Origin of the sequence: Solirubrobacter phytolaccae, from assembly GCF_027587195.1 — a bacterium.
GTDB lineage: Bacteria > Actinomycetota > Thermoleophilia > Solirubrobacterales > Solirubrobacteraceae > Solirubrobacter > Solirubrobacter phytolaccae.
Window position 1 is genome coordinate 45,833 of record NZ_JAPDDP010000014.1, and the last position, 23,305, is coordinate 69,137.

Below are 23,305 nucleotides of genomic sequence, written 5' to 3' on the forward strand. Positions count from 1 at the left end.
AGGGAATCTGGGCCCCGGGCGAGGAGGAGTTTCAGGGATGGTCAATCGTGGTCCCTTCGGCATGCCCGTACGGCGTGTCGCATTGCTGTGCGCGGCACTCGCGACTGTGTTCGCGATGCTCGTCCCGGCACTCGCCAGTGCGCAGGACACCAAGCGCGTGCTGGTCTACACCGGCACCACCGGCTTCCGTCATACGGACGCGATCAACAACGGTCGTCCCGTGGTCGTCTCCGCCATCCAGGCGGCCGGCTACACCGTCGACTGGGAGGACTGCACCAACAACGGCGGCGGCGCGACGAACTGCGACAACGCTGACAAGAACCCGCGCATCTTCACCGACGCGAACCTCGCGCGCTACGACGCGGTCGTTCTATTGAACTCCTCGGCCGGGCCTCCCGGCCCGTTGTGGAGCGACGCCCAGAAGGCGTCGATCATCAAGTACGTCCAGAACGGCGGCGGCATCGCGGCCGTCCACAACGCCTCGGACATGGGCACCACCGCCGAGACGTGGAACTGGTGGGACGGCAACAACGGTAACTCCGTCATCGGCGCCACGATGGCCGGCCACGCTGCCACCAGCACCACGAACATCGGCCAGATCCAGGTTGCCGACCACAACCACCTCTCCTCCAAGGACCTCCCGGACCAGTACGGGTTCGGCGACGAGCACTACAACTTCCGCCGCAACGTCCGCGGCACGCACCACGTGCTCGCGACGATCGACGAGCGCACCTACACGCCGGGCGGCAACGCCATGGGCCAGGACCACCCGATCACGTGGTGCAAGCTCTACGACGGCGACAACATCAACGACAACACGGGCACGCCGAAGTCCTACACGGACGGCCGCACGTGGGTCACGTCGATGGGCCACTTCGGGTCGCAGTACACCGAGAACGGCGGCAACAACAACCTGATCAAGACGATCGTCGGCGGCGTCCGCTGGGCCGCCGGTGAAGGCCGCAAGTCCGACTGCTCGGGCACCGTGTGGTCCTCCTACACGCGTGAGGTCGTCGTCGCCGACGCCAACAACCCGATCGGCATCGACGTCGCGAAGGACGGCAAGATCTACTGGTCGGAGATCGGCAACCCGATCTCGCTCGAGTCCACGGGCTACATCAAGATGTACGACCCGACGAAGCCGGCCGGCAACAAGACCACGGTCGCCTCGATCCTGACCCGCGCCGACCACGGCAACTCGGAGGACGGCGTCCTCGGCATGAGCCTGCAGCCGGGCTTCGACCTGACCGACCCGACCAAGCGCAACCTCTTCGTCTACTACTCGCCGCGCAACGCCGCGTGGCCGATGTCCGGCAGCCAGCAGGTCGTCGGGTACAACCAGATCAGCCGCTTCACGCTGACCGCCGACGGCACCGCTGCCGTCCCGGGCTCCGAGCGCGTGATCCTGCGCGTCCCCAAGGCCAAGATCTCCGGCTCGCCCGCCGGTTGCGCCGGCTGCCCGAGCACCGACGGCCCCGGCCACGTGGGCGGCGCCGGCCTCGACTTCGACTCCGCCGGCAACCTGTACCTCGGCGTCGGTGACGACGTCGCGCCGGGCGGCGGCGGCCACAACAACTACGCGCCGATGGACTTCCGCGCCAAGGAGCGCTGGGACGCGCGCAAGACCTCCCAGAACTCGGCGGACCTCCGCGGCAAGATCCTGCGCATCACCCCGAAGCTGGGTGACATCCCCGCCGACGCGGAGCCTGTCGTCGACTCGACGTACGCGATCCCCACCGGCAACCTCTTCCCGGTCGGCACCGCGAAGACCCGTCCCGAGATCTACGCGATGGGCTTCCGCCAGCCGTTCACCGTGCACACCGACCCGGCGAACCCGGGCACCGTGGGCATGGGCGAGTACTGCCACGACAACTCCGCCAACGGCGCCAACCGCTCCCCGGCCGGCACCTGCGAGTGGAACCTCGTGAGCAAGGCCGGCAACCACGGCTGGCCGTTCTGCGTCGGCAACAACTCCACCGCGAACACCATGTTCAAGTGGAACTACGCCACCAACGCGACGACGGGCCAGCAGTACGACTGCAACGCCACGAGCCTGCCGTCCGACATCCGCTACGCGCCGGCGGGCCAGACCGCGGTCGAGCCGACCTTCGACGGCCTCGACACGCTGCCCGGCCCGGTCGAGAAGGCCACGATCTGGAAGAAGTACTCGGGCGCCGCGGACGGCCAGAGCGCCGCCGACTTCGGCAACCTCGACGCCGGCGGCATGCAGCCGATCACCGGCCCGATCTACCGCTACCCCGAGGGCACGGCCGGCCAGGGCGCGTTCCCGCGCTACTACGACGGCTCCTGGCTGATCAACAACCGCGGCGCCGACAACGGCTTCTGGAAGGAAGTCAAGCTCCGCAAGGACAACAACCAGATGCTGCGCGTCAGCGACTGGCTCCCGTACAACGGCGGCGTCAACCCGTCGGGCGCGAACTCCAGCCTCGTGATCGGCACGCAGTTCGGTGACGACGGCAACCTGTACATGGCCCGCTACTCCGTCGGCTGCTGCCGTGCGCAGACCAACGCGAGCCAGCAGAACCAGATCGTGAAGATCTCGTTCAACGTCCAGGACGAGTGCATCACGGACACCAACGCGCCGAACACGTCGGCCGACGTGACCGGCCAGGCCTACCCGGACACGCCCAACACCTACGTCAACACGGCCAAGGTCAAGCTCGCCGCCACCGACTCGGGCTGCGCCGGGGTCAAGGGCATCGAGTACCGCCAGCAAGGGTCCACGGAGTGGTTGCCCTACTCGGCTGAGCTCACCTTCGAAGAGGGCAAGACCTACAACCTCGAGTACCGCGCGACCGACCGCAAGGACAACGTGTCCGCGGTCAAGACCAGCACGTTCACGATCCTCAAGATCAACGACACGACGGCGCCGGCCACCTCGGCCGCGACGACCGGCAACAAGGACCAGCGCGACTACTTCGTCGGTTCCGCCACGTTCACCGTGACGGCGACCGACAGCGAGGTCGGCGGCTCCGGCGTGCAGACCGTCGAGTACCGCGTCAACGGCGGCGCCTGGACCCCGTACCTGAACCCCGTCGCGTTCAACACGGCCGGCAACTACACGGTCGACTACCGCGCCACGGACAAGGTCAACAACACGTCCGCGGTCAAGTCGGCCACGTTCCGGATCCTCGCGGGCGCGGGCTGCACGCAGGCCAAGTCCGACGAGTTCGACGGCACCGCCCTCGGCTCGCAGTGGCAGCGCCACACGCGCAACGGCGGCTCGCCGGCGAGCGCCTTCACGTTCTCGAACGGCCAGCTGCACATGCCGACGGCCGACTTCGAGCTCGACGCCGCCGCGGCGGCCACGTCCGTCGGCCCGGTGAACTTCATCGGCCAGGACCTGAACTCGCTGGGCACCGCCTGGAACGTCGAGACCGAGTTCACGGTCAAGTACACGGGCGGCTGGCAGAACACGGGCCTGATCGTGTGGAACGGAGACAACAACTTCTTCCGCGCCTCGATCACGCACAGCCTCTCGGGTGGCGAGATCTACACCGAGCTGTCCAAGGACAACCCGTCGACCACCGAGGGCGCTCGCTCGCAGGCCGGTGGCAACGTCACAATCGCGCCCAACAAGAACGACGCGATCACCATCCGCATGCGGATGGAGCGCGTCAACGGCGCGAACACCGTCAACGCGCAGTACCGCGTCATGGCCCCGGCGGCGATCGCCTCCGCCAACTGGGTCAACTTCGGCAACGTCTCCGGCTTCCTGGACCTGAACCCGTCGTCCGGCGCTCGCCGTGACGCCGCCGGGTCCCGGATCGGCATCATCACGCAGTCCAACTTCCCGGGCACCACGGGCAACAACCCCTACACGGGCACCCCGGGCACGGTCGACGTGAACTACTTCCGGGTCACCCCGGACCCGATGTCCTGCGAGACGGTCGCGCCGGCCACGACGGCGACGCTGGACCCCGCGGCCCCGACCACGGGCGACACGTACGACCGCGCGGTGAAGGTCAACTTCTCCGCCACCGACACCGGCACGAACGCCGCCGGCGTCGAGAAGACCGAGTACCGGATCACCACCAACGGCGTCGCCGGTGAGTGGACCACGAAGAGCAACTCGGCCAACGAGAGCCCGTTCGTGAACCAGATCACGGTCTCGAGCAACGGCACGAACCTCGTCGAGTTCCGCTCGACGGACAAGGCCGCCAACACGGAGGAGACCAAGTCGGTCACCTTCAAGCTCAACCTGCCGGTCTGCGACCGCTCGGATGAGTTCGACGGCACGGAGATCCTGCCGCGCTGGCTCCGTCACACGCGCAACGGCGGCACGCCCACCACGGGCCCGCTCGCGCCGACGGTCTCCGGCGGCCAGCTCCACCTGCCGACGAACGACCTCGAGATCGACGCCGCCGACGTGAACACGTCGGTCGGCCCGATCAACTTCCTGGGTCAGGACCTGGCGTCGCTCGGCAACAACTGGACGGTGGAGACGCAGTTCACCGCTCAGTACCGCGGCGGCTGGCAGAACATCGGCCTGGTGGTGTGGAACGGGGACAACAACTTCATCCGCTCCACGCTGTCGCACAGCCTCAGCTCCAGCGCCATCTACGTCGAGAGCTCCAAGGACAACCCGACGACGACCGAGGGCTCGCGGGCCACGGCCGGCAGCAACCGCAACATCCTGGCCACGAACACCGGCCCGGTGACGATCAAGATGCGGTACCGGCGCGTGGACGGCGCCAACACCCTGCAGGCGCACTACCAGGTCATCGCGCCCGCCGCGGCGGCCAACGCCGACTGGGTCGCGTTCCCGGGTGCGGCGACCTTCTGGGACCTGAACCCGTCCAGCGGTGCCCGCCGTGACGCGGCCGGCTCCCGCATCGGCCTGATCGCGCAGGACAACTGGCCCGCCGGCGGTACGTTCCCGTCGAACGGCAACCCGGCGATCGCGCACGTCGACTACTTCCGCGTCACCCCGGACAACTGCCCGGTGGGCGCGGACACCACGGCCCCGACGACGACCGCCACGGCGGCCCCGACGGCGCCGAACGGCACGGCCGGCTGGTACACGTCGGACGTCAACGTGACCCTCGCGGGCAACGACGGCGCCAACGGCTCCGGCGTGGACCGCATCGAGTACAAGGTCAACGGCGGCGCGTTCGCCACCTACACCGCGCCGATCGCGCTGACGACGACCGGCACGCACACGATCGAGTACCGCTCGATCGACAAGAACAACAACGTCGAGGCCACCAAGACGACGACCGTCAAGGTCGACAAGGCGGCCCCGACGTCGACGGCGACCCTCGAGCCGGCCACCGGCCCGTACACGGGCACCGTCACGCTGACGCTCGCCGCGACCGACCAGGCCGCGGGCTCGGGCGTGTCCAAGCTCGAGTTCCAGGTCAACACGGCCAGCCCGTTCGGCGCCCTGGGCGCGGCGAAGGTCGCGAACGCGGCGCTCGCCTGGGAGACCTACGACCCGGCGAACAAGCCGAAGTTCACGGCTCCGGGCGTGTACTCCGTCGACTACCGCGCGACGGACGCGGCCGGCAACGTGGAGGCCGCCAAGGCGGTGACCTTCACGATCACCGCGCCGAACAACGACAAGACCGCTCCGATCACCACGGAGACGCTCGACCCGGCCGCGCCGGGTGCCGGCAAGACCTACTCCGGCCCCGTCAAGGTCAAGTTCTCGGCCAACGATCCCACTCCGGGCGGCCCGGCGGCCAAGACCGTCGAGGTCGAGGCCAGCGGCGACCGCTGGACGCCCGCGGCCGTGGCGCTGAACACCAACGACAAGATCCAGTGGAACTTCTCCGCTGAGAACGCCGTGTTCCCGCACGACGTGTGGGTCAACGCCCCCAACGCCGCGACCCAGGCCAGCCCGACGCAGGTCACGCAGTTCCCGGTCTCCCCGGGCGGCGCGTCGGTGTCGAAGACGTTCGATCAGAACGGCACGTGGACCTTCATCTGCAAGATCCACTCCTTCTACACGGCCGCCACGGACAAGTGGGAAGGCATGGTCGGCACGGCCACCGTCACGGCCGCGCCGTCCGGCGAGGCGCCGTCGAAGGTCGACTTCACCGAGTACCGCGTGAAGACCGGCGCGACCCAGGGTGACTGGGTCAAGGCCACGAACACGGCCGGGGCCAACCCGTTCGCGTCCGAGGTCACCGTCGAGGCCGAGGGCCAGCACACGGTCGAGTTCCGCTCGACCGACAAGGCCGGCAACGTGGAGGCCACCAAGTCGGTCGCGTTCGGCATCGACATCCCCGATCCGGGCTTCCCGATCATCGAGGCGTTCGCCGATCCGGCCAGCGGCCAGGCTCCGCTGCTCACCCGCTTCACCGCTTCGGGCTATGACCCCGACGGTGGCACGCTGAGCTACAAGTGGGAGTTCGTGGACGGCAGCGTCATCGGGCGCGCCGCGACGCGGACCTACACCAAGCCGGGCACGTACACGGCGAAGGTCACGGCCACGGACGACGAGGGCGACTCGACCTCCAAGGAGGTCACGGTCACCGTGACGGCGCCGGGCGTGCAGCCCCCGACCGTCGAGCTCGGGTCCAACGTCACGGGCGGCGCGGCGGCGCTGAGCGTCAAGTTCACCGCCACCGGCAACGACCCCGACGGTGAGGAGGAAGACCTCCTCTACGCGTGGGACTTCGGCGACGGCTCGATGGGCTCGTTCGAGCAGAACCCGACGCACACGTACGTGGCGAAGGGCACCTACACCGCCAAGGTGACGGTGAGCGACGGCAGCGGCGCGACCGCGTCCAAGACGGTGGTCATCACCGTCACGGACACCCCGGGCAACGCCGCTCCGGTGATCGACGGCATCGGCAAGCTCAGCCCGCACGGGAACCCGATGCAGCTGCAGCTCACGGTGCAGGCGCACGATCCCGAGAACGACAAGCTCACGTTCACGTGGGACTTCGACGATCAGACGAGCGCCACGGGCGCCGACGTGACGCACACCTGGACGACCGCCGGCACGTACAACGTGAAGGTGACCGCGTCCGACGGCAAGGGCGGCACGGCGACGCGCACGGAGACGGTGACGGTGTCGCCGGCGGCCAACGTGCTGCCGACGGTGACCATCGCCGCGGACCCGACCCAGGGCTCGGCGCCGCTGCCGGTCCAGTTCTCGGCCAACCCCGACGACCCGGACGGCGACAGGCGCAACCTGCTCTACGTCTGGGCGTTCGGCGACGGCTCTTTCTCGGCCGAGCAGAACCCGCTGCACACCTACACGCTTCCGGGCGTGCACACCGCGACGCTGACGGTCACCGACGCGCGCGGCGGCAAGACCACCAAGTCGGTCCAGATCACGGTCTCCTCGGTCCAGGGCGGTCCCGCCCCGGCGCCGAAGGGCCCGGACGCGGCCCCGACTCAGGCGCCGTGGTTCGGCGTCAGCGAGCCGGTCAAGACCTCGGTCGCCGGATTCGCCAAGAGCGGCCTGTCGGTCAAGGTCACCGCTACGGAGGCCATGACCGGCTCCGCCAAGCTCGTCGTCTCGAGCAAGGTCGCCAAGGCCCTCGGCCTGAAGTCGACCACGCTCGCCACCGCGTCCGTGAAGTTCACGAGCGCCGGCAGCAAGACGGTGAAGTTCAAGGTCAGCAAGACCGTCAAGAAGGCCCTCGCGAAGGCCAAGGGGTCCGTGAAGGTCACGCTCGCGGTGAGCCTCAAGGCTCAGGGTGAGTCCGCGAAGAGCTCGACGCGGAGCGTCACGCTCACGCGCCGATAGGCACAGGCAGGGAAAGGCGGCCGCCCCTGGTCAGGGCGGCCGCCTTCGCGTGTTGGAGAGAGACCAAGCAATCGCGCTTGGCGCCGACGAAGTCGGCTGCCGCGTTCGATTGCCGGCATCAACAAGGGGAGAGGGATGGCACGGAAGTGGGTTGGTCTGGCTGTCGCGTTGGTGCTGCTCGGGGCGTTGGCCCCGGCCGCCGCGTCGGCGCAAACAGAGTCGGCGAAGGTCCTCATCTACTCGGGGACGACGGGCTACCGGCACGCGGGGACGAGTGAGGCGATCCAGCCCGCGGTGGTGGAGCTGATCCAGGCCAAGCTGCAGGCCGCCGGCATCGCCAGTGACTACCGGACGTGCAACGGGCACGGCACCGGCACGGGCACGATTCCAGGCTGCCGGAACACGACGGTCGGCAACCCCGCGATCTTCACCGGCGCGAACCTCGCCCAGTACGACGCGATCTTCTTCTGGCAGGCGTCTTCGCTGAACCGCGGCGACACGACCAGCCCGCAGCTGTTCAACACCGCCGAGCAGACCGCGATCGAGGCGTTCGCGCGCGCCGGCGGCGGCATCGCGGCGATGCACGCCTCGGTCACGATGGGCGCCGGCGCGGTGACGTGGCCGTGGTGGGACGGCCCGGGCGACAGCGCGATCGGTGCGCTGATGCCGGGCCACTCCGCCACCGACGCCAACAACCTCGCGACGGTCGAGGTCTCCGACCGCCATCACCCGTCGACGAAGGACCTCCCCGACAGCTACCGCTTCGGCGACGAGCACTACACGTTCTCCTCCAACGTGCGCGGCACGCACCACGTGCTGATGACGCTCGACGAGGAGAGCTACACCGTCGGCAGCGGCGTGACCCGGATGGGCGCCGACCACCCGATCGCCTGGTGCCGGATCTACGAGGGCGCGCGCATCTGGAGCTCGAGCCTCGGGCACTTCTCCGCCGCCTACCTCGAGAACGGTGGCGACAACAACCTGATCAAGCACCTGGTCGGCGGCGTGCGCTACGTCGCGGGCACGGCGGGCAAGGACTCCGACTGCGGCGCCACGGTGTGGACGAACTTCTCGCGCACCGTCCTCGCGGACGACCTGCGCGGCGCGATCGGCATGGACATCGCGCGCGACGGCAAGATCTACTGGACCGAGATCGGCAACCAGGCGCTGAACTCCGAGGGCCGGCTGCGCCTGTACAACCCGGAGACGAAGGCGACGAGCACGCTGCTCACGCTGCAGACGCGCGCCGACCACGAGTCCTCCAACGACGGCGTGCTCGGCATGGCGCTGGACCCGAACTTCGCCACCAACCGGCAGCTGTACATCTACTACTCGCCGCGCATCGACCCGGGCTGCAACAGCTGCCTCGTGGTCGGCCACAACCTGATCAGCCGCTTCACGCTGAACGCCGCCGGCACGGCGGTCGTGACCGGGTCCGAGGTGGAGATCCTGCGCGTGCCGAAGGTCAAGGTCGGCAACGACAACCGCGACGGCGTCGCCGGGCAGAACACCTACGGCACGCACGTCGGCGGCGGCACGCTGAGCTTCGACTCGCAGGGCAACCTCTACATCGGCACCGGCGACGACGCCGATCCGTTCGGCCAGGGCGGCAACGGCTACGCGCCGATGGACCAGCGCTACCCCGAGCGCTACGACGCGCGCAACACGTCGGCGAACACGAACGACCTGCGCGGCAAGGTCCTGCGCATCCGCCCGAAGCCCGAGGGCGGCTACGACATCCCGGCCGGCAACATGTTCCCGGTCGGCACCGCGAAGACGAAGCCCGAGATCTACGCGATGGGCTTCCGCAACCCGTTCACCGTGCAGGCCGACCCGGCGCATCCGGGCACGGTCGTCGTCGGCGACTACGGTCCGGACGCGGCGACCAACTCGACGACGCGCGGCCCCGCCGGCATCATCGAGTGGAACCGCGTCACCAAGCCGGGCTTCTACGGCTGGCCGCTGTGCGCGGGTGACAACTCCGCGGCGAACTCCTACTTCCGCTACACGTTCCCGAGCGGCCCGTCCGGCGCGCGCTACGACTGCGCCGGCGCGACCGTCCCGAACGACTCGCCGAACAACAGCGGGTTGACCGACCTCCCCGGCCCGGCCGTCGGCGCGGACGTCTGGCACAAGCGCACGGGCGACCACCCGGCGCGGTTCGCGATCCCGACCCGCTCGAGCCCGCAGGAGTCGATCACGGGCCCGATCTACAAGTTCGACGCGGCGAACCCGTCGGACACGAAGTGGCCCGCGTACTACGACGGCGCCTGGTTCATCCTCGACCGCGCGCAGAACTGGTGGCGCGAGGCGCGCGTGAAGGACGACGGCTCGAGCCTGCTGCGCGTGAACGGCCTGTTCGGCTCGACCCAGTTCGGCGGGCCCAGCCACTCGTACCCGATCCCGGTCAAGTTCGGGCCCGACGGCTCGCTCTACGTGGCCACGTGGGATCACGACTGCTGCCGCGCGCAGCTCCCGGCCAGCGCGCCGGGCCGGCTGATGCGGATCGACTTCATCGGCGATCAGGTGGACACCACCGCGCCGGTGGTCACGCCCGCGGTGACGGGCGCGCAGAACCCGAGCGGCGCGTACCTCGGGCGCGCGACGCTCGCGCTCGCCGCGACCGACAGCTCCGGCGTCTCGCGCGTGGAGTACTCGCTCGACGGGACGGAGTGGACGCGCTACACCGACCCGGTCGCGTTCACCCAGCGCGGCACGTTCACGGTCCGCTTCCGCGCGACCGACCAGGCCGGCAACACGTCCGAGGTCCAGCAGTCGACGTTCACCGTCGTGGCCGGCGCGAGCTGCCTGCCCGCGCGCTCGGACGAGTTCGCCGGCACGTTGGACACGACGCGCTGGAGCTATCGCCACCCGACGACGCCCACGGGCACGCGTGCCCCGAGCGTGAGCGGCGGGAGCCTCGTGCTGCCGCTCGGCGCCTACTCGCTGGACCTCACGCGTACCGGCCCGTCCGCGATCCTCGGCCAGCCGCTGCCCGACGGCGACTTCGAGGTCGTCACCAAGATCACGGCGCCCGGGCTGGGCGGCGACAACGGCGGCCAGGGCAGCACGTACGCCCAGGTCGGCCTGAAGATCTTCCAGACCAACGACAACTGGATCAAGGTCGCGCATACGCGCAACGCCGACGGCAACCCGACCGGCACGGTGGGCACGTACTTCGAGATCACCACCGAGTCGGCCGGGACGCGCGTGCTCGGCGCCCGCCAGGGCCTCGGCACGGGCAACCTGCCGACGTGGTGGATGCGCATCACGCGTCAGGGCAGCGTCGTCCGCGGCGCGTACTCGCTGACCGACCCCGACGGCGGGGGCGGTGGCGCGAGCTGGGTCGAGATGGGCGTCAACGCCAACCTCGACACGCTGCTGCCGACGAGCGCCGGTCCGCGTTACCTCTCGCTCTACGGTGGCAACGGGTCGAGCTCGGCGAGCTTCGACTACGTGCGCTTGACCCCGGACGTGCCGACGGACCAGTCGGCGCCGGTGAGCACCCACACGGTCTCCGCAGCCGACGGCGCCGCGGGCTGGCACCGCACCCCGGTCGACGTCTCCGTGAGCGCCGCCGACGACGGCGAGTGCGTCTCGGGCGTCGACAAGACCGAGTACCGGGTCGGCGCGGGCGCGTTCGCGACCTACACGGCGCCGATCAACCTGACGCAGGACGGCACGCACGTCGTCGAGTACCGCTCGGTCGACAAGGCCGGCAACGCCGAGACGGCGAAGGCGGTCACGGTCAAGCTCGACGCCACCGCGCCGGCCACGACCGCGACGACGAACCCGTCGGGCGCCGGTCCGCACCCCGGCCCGGTCACGCTGACGCTGGACGCCGCGGACGCGACGTCGGGCGTGGCGCTCACCGAGTACCGCGTCAACAACGGCGGCGCGTTCGCCGGCGCGGCCGCCGCGCGGCTCGCGGCGCCGGCGGAGTGGCAGGTGTACAGCGCGGCGAGCAAGCCGGCGTTCAGCGCGACCGGCACGTACGTCATCGAGTACCGCTCCAAGGATGCCGCCGGCAACGAGGAGGCGCCGAAGACGCTGTCGTTCACGGTCGGCACCCCGACCGGCGACGCGACCGCCCCGGTCACCAGCGCCACGCTGGACCCGGCGCAGCCCGGCCCCGGCCGCACGTACCCGGGCCCGGTCACGGTGAAGTTCTCCGCGCTCGACGCGGCGCCGGCGAGCAACGTCGACGTCAACGCGAACGGCACGGTGTGGACGCCGTCGGCGGTCAACCTGAGCGCGGGCGACACGGTCACCTGGCGCTTCGGCGCCACGGCGGGCTCCGCGCACGACGTGTGGCTGGTCCCGCCGGGCGGCAACCCGAGCCCGACGGGCCCGGACCTGCTCAAGCTCTCGGAGATCGTGTTCCCGGGCGGCGAGCCCGTCTCGCGCGCGCTCACGCAGACCGGCACGTACACGTTCGTGTGCCGCCTGCACGCCGCGTTCAGCGGCGGCGCGTGGACCGGCATGGTCGGCACCGCGGCGGTGGCCACGGGCGCCGGCAGCGGCGTCGACTTCACCGAGTCCCGGGTCGACGGCGGCACGTGGGCGAAGGCCACGAACACGGCGGGCGCGAGCCCGTTCGCGTCGCAGCTGGCGGTCACCGCCGAGGGCGACCACAACGTCGAGTTCCGCTCGACCGACAAGGCGGGCAACGTCGAGGCCACCAAGTCCGTGGCCTTCGCGATCAAGGCGCCGGCGCCGGGCTTCCCGGTGATCGAGGCGTTCGCCGACCCGGCGACGGGCGCGGCGCCGCTGCCGGTGCGCTACTCGGCCTCGGGCTATGACCCCGACGACGGCACCCTCACCTACAAGTGGGCGTTCGCCGACGGCGTCGTGTTCGGGAAGACCGCCTCGCGCACGTACACCAAGCCCGGCACCTACACCGCGACCGTCACGGCCACCGACGACGAGGGCGACACCACCGAGCGCGAGGTCACGGTCACGGTGACCGGGCCGGGCGTGCTCCCGCCGACCGTCGAGGCGAGCTCGAACGTGACGGGCGGCGCCGCGCGGCTGAGCGTGGCGTTCACGGCGGCCGGCGCCGATCCGGACGGCGATCCCGCCCGGCTCACGTACGCGTGGGACTTCGGTGACGGGGCCACGTCGTTCGAGCAGAACCCGACGCACGTCTACGGCACGCCGGGCGTCTACGGCGCCAAGGTCACGGTCACCGACCCGGGCGGCGCCACGGCGACCAAGACGGTGACGATCACGGTCCTCGACGCGCCCGGCAACGGCGCGCCGACGATCGAGGACGCGGCCAGCGTGCCCGGGCCGAGCGGCGACCCGCTCCAGGTGCGCTTCACCGCGCACGCTACCGACCCGGACGGCGACCGGATCACGTACGAGTGGGACTTCGACGACGGCTCCGAGAAGGGCGCCGGCCCGGACGTCCTGCACGCGTACCCGCGGCCCGGGACCTACGACGCGAAGGTGCGCGTGTTCGACGGCCTCGGCGCCGCGACCACGCGGACCGTCAAGGTCACGGTCGGCGGCGCGGCCAACGTCCCGCCGGCGGTCACGCTCGCGGCCGACCCGGTCCGCGGCACGGCACCGCTGCCGGTCACGTTCAGCTCGCGGATCGAGGACGCGGACGGGGACGTCAAGAACGCCCTGACGGTCTGGGCGTTCGGCGACGGCGGCTTCGCGGCCGGCGAGACCGCGGTCCACACGTACACGACGCCCGGCGTCCACACGGCGACGCTGACGGTGACCGACGAGCGCGGCGGCAAGACCACCAAGTCGGTCCAGATCACGGTCTCGGCCGCCCTGCCGAGCTCGCCGTCGGCGCCCAAGTACGCGGACGTCGCGCCCGCGCAGGCGCCGTGGTTCGGCGTCAGCGAGCCGGTGAAGACGTCGGTCAGCGGCTTCGCCAAGCGCGGGCTCACGGTCCGGGTCACGTGCACGGAGGCGATGACCGGCTCCGCGCAGCTGACCGTCTCGAGCAAGGTCGCCAAGGCCCTGGGCCTGAAGAAGACCACGCTCGTGAGCGCGCCCGTGCGGTGCGCGGCCGGCGCCAAGGCCGTGACGCTGAAGCCCTCGGCCGCGGTCAAGCGGGCGCTGGGCAAGGCGAAGGGCGCCGTGAAGGTCACGCTGGGCGTCTCGCTGCGGGCACGGGGTGAGGCGACCCAACGGTCGTCGCGCACCGTGACGTTCACGCGCGGATAGCCGACCCGAGGCACGCCGGGTCCCGAGCGGCCGCCCCTGGTCAGGGCGGCCGCTTTGCTTGTCACAGGTGCTGTTGCCAGACGGGATGCGGCGGCTACGGCGAGCCTGGCGAATGCGTAGGGCTTCGCCTGGCGGTCTCGATCTCGGAGATGAACTGGCGCAGGTCGTCAGCGGCGATGCTGACGTCGTCCGTGTAGAAGGCGATGTCGGCGGCCATGGCGGCGAACCCGGTTGGCCAGGAGAGGTGCACGGTGACCTGAGGCGGCCAGATGTGCTTGTCTCGCAGCTCGAAGATCTCGATGCACGCTTCACGGACCGCAAACCAACCGCCATCCTCGATGAGCTCTCTGAGGAGCTGAAGATCGATCAGGTCGCGGAAGCGGTCGTTCTCACGGCCGTCGGTGTAGATCTCTGTGCAGGCGTGGATCTTCTGGGCGATCTGGTAGCGCACAGACACACACGCGATTCGCTCGGGGCCCTCGATCTGCACAGGGTCAAGTGGGCGCGCGGCGACGCGGTCGATCTCTTGGCCGGCCTGCCCTTCGGCGGGCGCTACTTCGAGCTGCACGGTGCCCCATGGCTTGCCCTTATAGGAGAGTTTGATGTCCATGCGCATCGCGTGGGTGTCGCGAATGGGCTCGGGTTCTGTTCGCTGAAGCTGAAAGCCGCCCCAGTCCTCGGCGAGCGCGCGATCAAGCGCGTCTAGCATGCCTTCAGCGCGGTCGCGGAACGCTGCGTCGTAGTCCTTGGACGCGCGTGCATTGACTCCCAGCCGTAGCTCCATCGCAGCGCCGCCCTTGAGCGTGAACAGCGGTTCGCCGTCCTCGTCGCGTACCCGGTCCAGTACAGCGCTGATGATGTGGGTATTGACCCAGCGCTGGTAGCGGCCGGCGGGCAGGCTGGCCTCGGCCGCCGCGACGTTGGCCAGTCGCTGCAGGTGAGAGAGGTTTCCCGGCGGTTTGCGGGGCTTGGCGCTCACCCGTCGACCGCCGACGGGGCATCGGCGTTGCGCTGCGCTCGAAGCTCGACAGCCTGCCCGATAGTGAGTCTGCCGGTACGGCGGGCGGTGTCAATCGCCTGCTCAAGCAGGTTCCATCCGACGTGCTGTTCGATGCCTCCGAGGATGGCACGGCGGACTGTCACGATCGGAAGGCCTTGATGCCAGGTCATGTCCTGTGCTGGTAGCTCCTCGCGATGCACGCGCAACACGTCTGGTGGCGTACGGGTCGTGCGGAACTTTCGCGGAACGGTGATATCGATGTGGCTGGGATTGATGTCGCAGAGCGCGTGGAGATCCAGCGCGGTGGCGTGGCTGAGCACACCTCGAACCTCAAGTGGCCACAACGTCGCTTCCGTGTACTGGTCGAGCGGGCTGGCCGGAATGTCCCGGAACCGGAAGACGCCGCGGCTGACGTGCATCAGGGTTCCGCGCTCCTTCATCTTCGGCAGACGGTCTGGGTGTACACCCAGATCCTCCGCGTCGCGCGTCGTGATGTAACCGAACTGCTCGGCAGCGAGCTCACGCAAAAGGGTGTAGAGCTGTCCTGGCATCGACGAGCGCGATTTTAAGGTCATTTCGACCTAGAACTCGCAGCGCCCACAATACCGCGCGATTCGCAATCTTGCGCGACTTCTAGGTCATTGCGACCTAGAAGTCGCAGTTTGATACTGACTGGACGGCGGCGGCATGCTTGCGCGCTGTCCTCCAAACCCGTTACGCTCCGTCGTGGCAAACGCTTTCCGTGAGGAGACCAGTGGGACAGCGCGTCGTCGGAATCATCATGAACGGGGTCACCGGCCGGATGGGGATGAACCAACATCTCATCCGCTCGATCCTCGCCATCCGCGAGCAGGGCGGCCTGCCGATCGGCGGCGGGGACGTCATCTGGCCCGAGCCGCTGCTCGTCGGCCGCAGCGAGGGCAAGCTCGCCGCGCTGGCGGCGCAACACGGGCTCGAGCGCTGGTCGACGGACCTCGGCGCGGCGCTGGCCGATCCCGCATACGAGGTCTACTTCGACGCGCAGCTGACGTCCGCGCGGCCGCCGGCGGTCGAGCAGGCGATCGCGGCGGGCAAGCACATCTACTGCGAGAAGCCGGTCACGCCGGACGTCGAGACCGCGCTCGCGCTCGGACGGGCCGCGCGCGCCGCGGGCGTGAAGGCCGGCGTCGTCCAGGACAAGCTCTTCCTGCCCGGGCTGCTGAAGCTCCGCCGGCTCGTCGAGTCGGGGTACTTCGGCCGGATCATCGCCGCGCGCGGGGAGTTCGGCTACTGGGTCTATCCCGGCCCGGACCCGGTGCCGCAGCGCCCGTCGTGGAACTACCGCCGCGAGGACGGCGGCGGGATCATCAGCGACATGTTCGCCCACTGGCGCTACGTGCTCGACAACGTGTTCGGGCCCGTGCGCTCCGTGCTGGCGACCGGCGCGACGCACATCCCGACGCGCATCGGCGAGGACGGGCAGCCCTACGAGGCGACGGCCGAGGACGCGGCGTACGCGATCTTCGAGTTCGATGGTGGGCTCGTCGTGCAGATGAACTCGTCCTGGTGCGTGCGCGTGAACCGCGACGAGCTGTTCGAGCTGCAGGTCGACGGCACCGAGGGCAGCGCCGTGGCGGGCCTGCGCGGGTGCAAGGTCCAGCCCGCGATTGCGACGCCCAAGTCGGTCTGGAACCCCGACCTGCCCGACCCCGTCGCCCACCGCGAGGCGTGGCTGGAGGTGCCCGCCACCGAGCCGCCCGAGAACGGCTTCAAGCTCCAATGGGAGGCGTTCCTGCGCCACGTCGTGCTCGACGAGCCGTTCCCGTGGGACTTCGTGGAGGGCGCGCGCGGCGTGCAGCTCTACGAGCTGGCGGAGCAGTCGTGGCGCGAGCGGCGGTGGATCGACGTGCCGGAGCTGACGTTGTGAAGTTGCCGCGCGCGGACGGCTCGCTGGCGGAGTACACGCCGACGCTGCGCGAGCCGCTGCCGGTGTACGGAACGGAGCCGCGCTCGCGCGTGTGCTTCGCCGCCGCGCACGTGGTCGCCGACCCCCTGGCCGACGGCGACCCGACCGGCCCGGCGCGGCTGGACTGGGAGGCCACGCTGGCCTTCCGGCGGCACCTGTGGGCGCACGGGCTGCGCGTCGCCGAGGCGATGGACACGGCACAGCGCGGCATGGGGCTGGACTGGGCGGCGACGCAGGAGCTGATCCGGCGGTCGGTCGCCGAGGCCGTGGCCGTCGGCGGCAAGCTCGCGTGCGGCGCGGGCACGGACCAGCTGAGCGGCCCGGCGACGCTGGCGCAGGTGCGCGCGGCCTACGAGGAGCAGCTCGCGTTCATCGAGGGCGAGGGCGCGCCGGTGATCCTGATGGCCTCGCGCGCGCTCGCGGCGGCGGCCGAAGGCCCCGACGACTATCGCTCCGTCTACGGGCACCTGCTCGCGCAGGCCTCGTCGCCGGTGATCCTGCACTGGCTCGGGGACATGTTCGACCCGCTGCTGGCCGGCTACTGGGGCTCGCGCGATCTGGGCGAGGCCGCGGACGTCGTGCTCGACATCATCGCGGCGCACACCGACAAGGTCGACGGGATCAAGGTCTCGCTGCTGGACGCGGACAAGGAGATCGCGCTGCGCGAGCGCCTGCCGGACGGCGTGCGCATGTACACCGGCGACGACTTCAACTACCCGTCGCTGATCAAGAGCGGCAGCGACGCCCTGCTCGGCATCTTCGACGCGATCGCCCCGGTGGCCGCCGCGGCGATGCACGCGCTCGACGACGGCGACGAGGCGCGCTACGACGCGTTGCTCGCGCCGACCGTCCCGCTCTCGCGCCACATCTTCAAAACGCCCACGCCCTACTACAAGACCGGCGTCGTCTTCCTCGCCTACCTCAACGGCCACCAGGACCACTTCCGGATGGTGGGCGGGCTCGAGAGCGGGCGCTCCGTCGTGCACCTGTCCGAGCTGTTCGTGCTCGCCGACGAGGCCGGCCTGCTGCGTGAGCCGGACCTCGCGACCGCACGCATGGAGCTGGTGCTGGAGCTCGCGGGCGTGTCATGACGGGGCGGCTGTCGTTCAACTCGATGACCGCCGACCGCTGGTCGCTGGCCGAGGTGATCGACGCCTGCGCCGAGCACGGCATCGGGTGGATCGGGCCGTGGCGGCACAAGCTCGCCGAGCTCGGCGTGGAGGAGGCGCGGCGGCGGATCGACGCGGCCGGGCTGAAGGTCTCCAGCCTCTGCCGCGGCGGCTTCTTCGCGGCGGAAGGCGCCGACGAGGACAACCGCCGGGCGGTCGAGGAGGCGGCGGCGCTGGGCACGGACGCGCTCGTGCTCGTGTGCGGGCCGCCGGCCACCAAGGACCTCGTGGCCGCGCGCGCGGTGATCGAGGCCGGGATCGAGCGGCTGCTCCCGCACGCCAACGAGCACGGCGTGCGGCTCGGGATCGAGCCCCTGCACCCGATGATGATCGGCGAGCGCTCGGCGATCAACACGCTCGCGAGCGCACTGGACATCGCCGAGCGGATCGGTGACCCCGGCGTCGGCGTCGTGATCGACGTCTACCACACGTTCTGGGACCCGGCGCTGCCCGAGCAGGTCGCGCGCGCGGCCGGGAAGATCGTCGGCTACCACGTCAACGACTGGCTGACCGAGACGAGCCACACGCTGCTCGAGCGCGGGATGATGGGCGACGGGATCATCGACCTGCCCGCCTTCAGCGCGCTGATCGACGCCGCCGGCTACGACGGCCCGATCGAGGTCGAGATCCTCAACCCGGCGATCTGGGACCTTCCCCGCGAGGCGCTGATGCGGACGACGGTGGAGCGCTTCGAGCGATGCGTCTTCTAAGTGGTGGTGCGGATCGCGAGCGCGTGCGGGAGCAGGACGTCCTCGGCCTGCTGATCGAGCACCGCCTGCGCGGCGCGGCGACCCATCTCGTGCAGCGGGACGCTCACAGTCGTCAGGCCGACGAAGTGCGCCGGGCGTGTGTCGTCGATGCCCGCCACGGCGACGTCGCCGGGCACGTCGACGCCCGCGTCGCGCAGCCGCGTGAGCAGGCCGATCGCGGCCTCGTCGTTGGCGGCGATCAGCGCCTGCGGCAGCGCGTCACGTTCGAGCAGTCGCGACGCGGCCTCGATCCCGTCCTCGTAGGCGAAGCCGCCGGGGATCGAGTCGATGCCGCCGGCGCGGGTGAAGCCCGCCAGGCGCTGCGCGCTCGTGTGCAGCCCGGCCGGCCCTTCGACGAACGTGACCCGCTCGTGGCCGAGACCCTTCACGTAGGCCGTGATGTCGTGCGCGGCGGCCTCGTTGTCGAACACGATCGCGGGCGCGTCGAAGTCGCGCTGGGCGAGCGCGACGACCACCGTGCCGCGCTCGCGCGCCTCGCGCACGGCGACGGCGACGTCCGGCGCGCTCGGGTCGCCGGCACGCCCGCTGCCCGCGAAGACGATCCCCGCGGCGTGGTAGTCGCGCAGCTGGTGCAGGTGGCCGAGCTCCGCCTCGCTGCCGAGCTCGGCGCTGCAGACCATCGTCAGGTAGCCGAGGCCGGCCGCGGCCGCCTCGACGCCGCGCGCGATCTCGGCGAAGTACGGGTCGACGATGTCGCCGACGATCACGCCGATGATCCGCGAGCTGCGGGTGACGAGCGCGCGGGCGAGCGCGGACGGCGCGTACCCCAGCTCCTCGGCGGCCTGGAGCACGCGCGTGCGCGTCGCTTCCGAGACCGGATGCGCGGAGCCGTTGAGGACGCGCGAGCACGTGGCGATGGAGACGCCCGCGTGACGGCTGATGTCGCTGAGGGACGCCACTTGGCGCGGAACGTTAGTGAGGAGAGAGACTCATGGAACATGACGTCCTGATCGTGGGGGCCGGACCCTCGGGGGCGATCACGGCGAAGCGGTTGGCCGAGGAGGGCCTGCGCGTGCTCGTGCTCGAGCAGGGCGACTGGCCCGACTACTCGAAGGCGACCGTCCACCGGGAGGACTTCCCGCTCACCGCCGGGCGCGACTGGGGCTGGGACCCGAACCTGCGCCAGGCGCCGGGCGACTACCCGATCGACGACGCCGACTCCGACATCACGGCGCTGATGTGGAACGGCGTCGGCGGCGGCACCGTCGTCTACGCGGCGCAGTGGCAGCGGAACATGCCGTCGGACTTCCGCGTGAAGACGCTCGACGGGATCGCCGACGACTGGCCGCTGACCTACGAGGACCTCGAGCCCTACTACGTGCGCGTGGAGCGCGACTTCGGCATCTCCGGCCTGGCGAACGACACCGCGTTCCCGCCCGGTGAAGGGCCGCCGCTGCCCCCCGTCCCGCTCGGTCCGGCGGGCCGGCGCGTCGCCAAGGCCCACAACGACCTCGGCTGGCACTGGTGGCCGGCGCCGAACGCGATCGCGACGCGCGAGTACGGCCGGCTGCACGCCTGCCAGCAGGTCGGCACGTGCCTGCAGGCCTGCGCGTACGGCGCCAAGGGCACGGCGGACCTCACGCACTGGCCGCGGGCGCTCGAGCTCGGCGTCGAGCTGCGCACCCGCGCCCGTGTGAGCGAGCTGATCGTCCGGCCCGACGGGCTCGTCGCGGGTGCCCGCTACGTCGACGCGGACGGGAACGAGCACGAGGCCCGCGCGGGCGTCACCGTGCTCGCGGCCAACGGCGTCGGCACGCCGCGCCTGCTGCTGCTCTCCGGCGATTCACCCGACGGGCTCGCCAACTCCTCCGGCATGGTCGGCAAGCGGCTGATGATGCACCCGTTCGGCACGGTCGTCGGCGTCTTCGACGAGGACTTCCGCGCCTGGCAGGGCCCGTGGGGCCAGTTCATCCACTCGCTCGAGTTCTACGAGACCGACGAGTCGCGAGGGTTCGTGCGCGGCGCGAAGTGGGGGCTGCAGCCGACGGGCGGGCCGTTCTCGATGACGAGCGCGTACCCGTGGGGCGCCGAGAACGAGATCTGGGGGCCGGGCTTCCAGGACGCGGTGCGCGGGCGGCTCGGGCACTCGACGATGTGGGGGATCATCGCCGAGGACCTGCCGGAGGAGTCCAACCGCGTCGTGCTCGACCGCGTGAACCGCGACGCCGACGGCGTGCCGGGCGCGAAGATCGAGTACCGGCTGAGCGAGAACTCGCGGCGGCTGGTCGAGTTCCACCAGGCGCGCGCGAAGGAGTCGCTGCTCGCGGCCGGCGCGCGCGACGTGGTCGTCGCGCCCTTCATCCGCTCGACGGGCTGGCACCTGCTCGGGACGACGGTGATGGGCACCGACCCGGCGACGTCGGTCGTCGACGCGCAGGGCCGCTGCCACGACGTGCCCAACCTGTTCGTGTTCGACGGCAGCGTGTGGCCGACGTCCGCGGGCATGAACCCGACCGCGACGATCGCGGCGCTCGCGCTGCGGTTCGCGGAGCAGCTGATCGAGTCCCGGCGCGAGCAGAAGGTGGCGGCCTGATGGCACTGACCGACGCACAGCGCGCGCAACTCGGCGCGCTCGCCGACCAGCTCATCCCGGCCGGCGGCGGCATGCCGAGCGCGTCGGAGGCCGGTGTCGCCGGCCGGTACCTGGACGAGGTGCTCACGTCGCTCCCGGACCTGAAGGCCCCGCTGGAGACGGCGCTGGCCGCCGTCGACGGCCTCGAGCCGGAGGCCGCGCTCGCGGTCCTGCGCGACGATCCCGCCGCCTGGGGCGTGCTCACCGCGGTCGTCCCGGCGGGCTACTTCATGAACCCCGCGATCCGCGAGGCGATCGGCTATCCGGGCCTCGAACGCCGCCCGATCGACGCGACCGCGGCACCCGACTACCTCGCCGACGGCCTGCTCGACTCCGTGGTCGCCCGGGGACCCGTCTACCGACCCACGCCGACTGATTGACTGCCGCCCCATGCCAACCCTGACTCCCGGTCGTGTCCGCCACGGCGTCGTGTTCACCCTCAAGCACGCGGAAGGCTCGCCTGAAGAGGCGGACTTCCTGCGCGCGAACGCCGAGCTCGCGTCGATCCCCGGCGTCGAGGCCTTCGAGCTCATGCGCGAGGTCAGCCCGAAGAACCCGTACCGGTTCGCGCTGACGATGGAGTTCGTCGACCGCGCGGCGTACGACGCCTACAGCGCGCACCCGGACCACACGTCGTTCGTCGAGGGCCGCTGGGTCCCCGAGGTCGCCGACTTTTTGGAGCTCGACTCCGAAGCGCTGTAACTCGATGGACGGGCCGGCGCGGCGCGCGCTGAAGGCGAACGCGCGTCGCAACGCGGCCGGCGGCTTCGGCCGGCTGTGGCGCTGGCGCAGCACGCGCGCCGCCGCGTGGGCGTTGCTCGATCGGCACGTCCCGCCCGGCGCCACCGTCGCCGTGGTGGGCGCCGGCAACGGCCAGGACCTGCCGTTGCGCCGGCTCGCCCACCGCGCCGGGCGGCTGGACCTGATCGACCTCGACGAGCACGCGCTCTCCCGCACCCGCCGACGGCTGCGGCTCAGCGGCGTGCGCGCGAACACCTTCACCCAGGACGTGACGCACGGCGCGGCCGACGCGGTCCTGCGCCAGATCCTCAGCGGCCGTCCACGCGGCGCGACGCCGTCCGGGGGCCGTGTCGGCCAGCCGCCGTACGACGTCGTGATCGCCGACCAGTTCCTCAGCCAGCTCCTCTATCCCGCGCTGTCGGACTCGGACCTGCCGACCCGCGCGGTCAACGCCGCGCTGCGCACGTACGGCCAGTCGCTCACGAACGCCGTCGTCGCCGACCTCGCGGCGGCCGCACCCGGCGGCGTGCTCATCCTGGTCGAGGACGTGCTCGGCTGGTGGGACGGCCACCCGCAGCCCTTCACGCTCGACGAGGTCCTCGCCCTGACCGACCCGGACGAGGCGCTGGCGCTCGTCGCGCGCGGACGCACGGCACGCGGCGCGGACGGCCGGATCGCGCTCACGGCGGCGCGCGCGCAGGTCGTCGACCGCGCGTTCTGGCGCTGGCCGTTCACGTCGGGCACTGACTATCTCGTGTGCGCGACGGTCGCCCGGTGCGCGCTCTGACAAGCTTCAACGGATGGCCGAGGAGCTTCCAGCCCAGGATCTCGACCAGGCGCGCCGGACGTCGATGGCCGCCGAGCGCACCTGGCTCGCGTGGTGGCGGTCCGCGCTCGCGGCGAGCGTCGGCGCGCTCGGCGTGGGCCGGCTCGCCCCGGAGGTGCTCGACGTCGCGCCGTGGCCGTACGTGCTGCTGGGCTGCGCCTACGCGGCCCTCTCGATCGGCCTGCTCGTGATCGGCGCGATGCGCCAGAAGGACCTGGAGACCGCGCTGCGGACCGGCAAGCACACGCCGCTGACGTTCCGGACGGTGGCGGTGTTCAGCGGTGGCGGCATCGTGCTCGCGGCGCTCACCGTCGTGCTGGTGATCGCCCAGATCTAGGCATTCCGGGCGCAACGCCGCTCGCCGGGCGGA

Annotated in this window: 13 protein-coding genes; 10 read left to right on the plus strand and 3 right to left on the minus strand. The window is 70.9% G+C overall.

All coding sequences use genetic code 11. The features are described from left to right. Positions 1-115 precede the first annotated feature (115 nt). Positions 116-7,726 carry an OmpL47-type beta-barrel domain-containing protein gene (locus OJ997_RS09875; protein WP_270024918.1) on the plus strand — a complete coding sequence of 2,537 codons (7,611 nt, stop codon included), beginning with the start codon at positions 116-118 and terminating at the stop codon, positions 7,724-7,726. 135 nt (positions 7,727-7,861) lie between these two features. After that, entirely contained in the window at positions 7,862-13,912 is a 6,051-nt protein-coding gene (locus OJ997_RS09880; protein ID WP_270024919.1) for an OmpL47-type beta-barrel domain-containing protein, read from the plus strand. A gap of 94 nt (positions 13,913-14,006) precedes the next feature. Here OJ997_RS09880 and OJ997_RS09885 read toward each other — a convergent pair whose 3' ends face one another. Further along, positions 14,007-14,891 carry a nucleotidyl transferase AbiEii/AbiGii toxin family protein gene (locus tag OJ997_RS09885; RefSeq protein ID WP_270024920.1) on the minus strand — a complete coding sequence of 295 codons (885 nt, stop codon included), beginning with the start codon at positions 14,889-14,891 and terminating at the stop codon, positions 14,007-14,009. Continuing rightward, entirely contained in the window at positions 14,888-15,463 is a 576-nt protein-coding gene (locus OJ997_RS09890; protein ID WP_270024921.1) for a type IV toxin-antitoxin system AbiEi family antitoxin domain-containing protein, read from the minus strand. Before OJ997_RS09890 ends, OJ997_RS09885 begins: the two co-directional genes overlap by 4 nt. A gap of 257 nt (positions 15,464-15,720) precedes the next feature. On the opposite strand from OJ997_RS09890, the gene OJ997_RS09895 reads away from it, so the two are divergent. The 3 genes from OJ997_RS09895 to OJ997_RS09905 are packed head-to-tail and all read left to right on the plus strand — an operon-like array spanning position 15,721 to position 18,736. Beyond that, on the plus strand, positions 15,721-16,818 hold the full coding sequence (locus OJ997_RS09895; protein WP_270024922.1) for a Gfo/Idh/MocA family protein: 1,098 nt from the start codon (positions 15,721-15,723) through the stop codon (positions 16,816-16,818). Then, positions 16,815-17,948 (plus strand): dihydrodipicolinate synthase family protein, encoded by a 1,134-nt coding sequence (locus OJ997_RS09900; RefSeq protein WP_372517886.1) that lies wholly within the window; start codon positions 16,815-16,817, stop codon positions 17,946-17,948. Before OJ997_RS09895 ends, OJ997_RS09900 begins: the two co-directional genes overlap by 4 nt. Continuing rightward, positions 17,945-18,736, plus strand: coding sequence for a sugar phosphate isomerase/epimerase family protein (locus tag OJ997_RS09905; RefSeq protein WP_270024924.1), 792 nt, complete (start codon positions 17,945-17,947; stop codon positions 18,734-18,736). Before OJ997_RS09900 ends, OJ997_RS09905 begins: the two co-directional genes overlap by 4 nt. On the opposite strand, the gene OJ997_RS09910 is transcribed toward OJ997_RS09905, so the two are convergent. Continuing rightward, positions 18,733-19,695 carry a LacI family DNA-binding transcriptional regulator gene (locus OJ997_RS09910; RefSeq protein WP_270024925.1) on the minus strand — a complete coding sequence of 321 codons (963 nt, stop codon included), beginning with the start codon at positions 19,693-19,695 and terminating at the stop codon, positions 18,733-18,735. The two genes, OJ997_RS09905 and OJ997_RS09910, sit on opposite strands and share 4 nt — an antisense overlap. 32 nt (positions 19,696-19,727) lie before the next feature. Between OJ997_RS09910 and OJ997_RS09915 the strand changes: the two genes are divergently transcribed. The 5 genes from OJ997_RS09915 to OJ997_RS09935 are packed head-to-tail and all read left to right on the plus strand — an operon-like array spanning position 19,728 to position 23,272. Continuing rightward, positions 19,728-21,329 carry a GMC family oxidoreductase gene (locus OJ997_RS09915; protein WP_270024926.1) on the plus strand — a complete coding sequence of 534 codons (1,602 nt, stop codon included), beginning with the start codon at positions 19,728-19,730 and terminating at the stop codon, positions 21,327-21,329. Further along, on the plus strand, positions 21,329-21,748 hold the full coding sequence (locus tag OJ997_RS09920; RefSeq protein WP_270024927.1) for a hypothetical protein: 420 nt from the start codon (positions 21,329-21,331) through the stop codon (positions 21,746-21,748). The genes OJ997_RS09915 and OJ997_RS09920 overlap by 1 nt, the downstream gene beginning before the upstream one ends. Positions 21,749-21,758: 10 nt before the next feature. Next, positions 21,759-22,070, plus strand: coding sequence for a Dabb family protein (locus OJ997_RS09925; protein WP_270024928.1), 312 nt, complete (start codon positions 21,759-21,761; stop codon positions 22,068-22,070). Positions 22,071-22,074: 4 nt separating this feature from the next. Continuing rightward, complete coding sequence (locus tag OJ997_RS09930) at positions 22,075-22,896, plus strand: hypothetical protein (protein ID WP_270024929.1); 822 nt, start codon at positions 22,075-22,077, stop codon at positions 22,894-22,896. 13 nt (positions 22,897-22,909) lie between these two features. After that, positions 22,910-23,272: a YidH family protein gene (locus OJ997_RS09935; protein WP_270024930.1), complete on the plus strand. Its 363-nt coding sequence runs from the start codon at positions 22,910-22,912 to the stop codon at positions 23,270-23,272. Positions 23,273-23,305 lie beyond the last annotated feature (33 nt).

Excerpts from the sequence above, each read along its gene's own strand:
- OJ997_RS09875 (WP_270024918.1), top strand. The coding sequence starts at position 116 with ATGCTCGTCCCGGCACTCGCCAGTGCGCAGGACACCAAGCGCGTGCTG.
- OJ997_RS09895 (WP_270024922.1), top strand. The coding sequence starts at position 15,721 with ATGAACCAACATCTCATCCGCTCGATCCTCGCCATCCGCGAGCAGGGC.
- OJ997_RS09915 (WP_270024926.1), top strand. The coding sequence starts at position 19,728 with ATGGAACATGACGTCCTGATCGTGGGGGCCGGACCCTCGGGGGCGATC.
- OJ997_RS09930 (WP_270024929.1), top strand. The coding sequence starts at position 22,075 with ATGGACGGGCCGGCGCGGCGCGCGCTGAAGGCGAACGCGCGTCGCAAC.
- OJ997_RS09905 (WP_270024924.1), top strand. The coding sequence starts at position 17,945 with ATGACGGGGCGGCTGTCGTTCAACTCGATGACCGCCGACCGCTGGTCG.
- OJ997_RS09925 (WP_270024928.1), top strand. The coding sequence starts at position 21,759 with ATGCCAACCCTGACTCCCGGTCGTGTCCGCCACGGCGTCGTGTTCACC.
- OJ997_RS09890 (WP_270024921.1), bottom strand. The coding sequence starts at position 15,463 with ATGCCAGGACAGCTCTACACCCTTTTGCGTGAGCTCGCTGCCGAGCAG.
- OJ997_RS09920 (WP_270024927.1), top strand. The coding sequence starts at position 21,329 with ATGGCACTGACCGACGCACAGCGCGCGCAACTCGGCGCGCTCGCCGAC.
- OJ997_RS09935 (WP_270024930.1), top strand. The coding sequence starts at position 22,910 with ATGGCCGAGGAGCTTCCAGCCCAGGATCTCGACCAGGCGCGCCGGACG.
- OJ997_RS09880 (WP_270024919.1), top strand. The coding sequence starts at position 7,862 with ATGGCACGGAAGTGGGTTGGTCTGGCTGTCGCGTTGGTGCTGCTCGGG.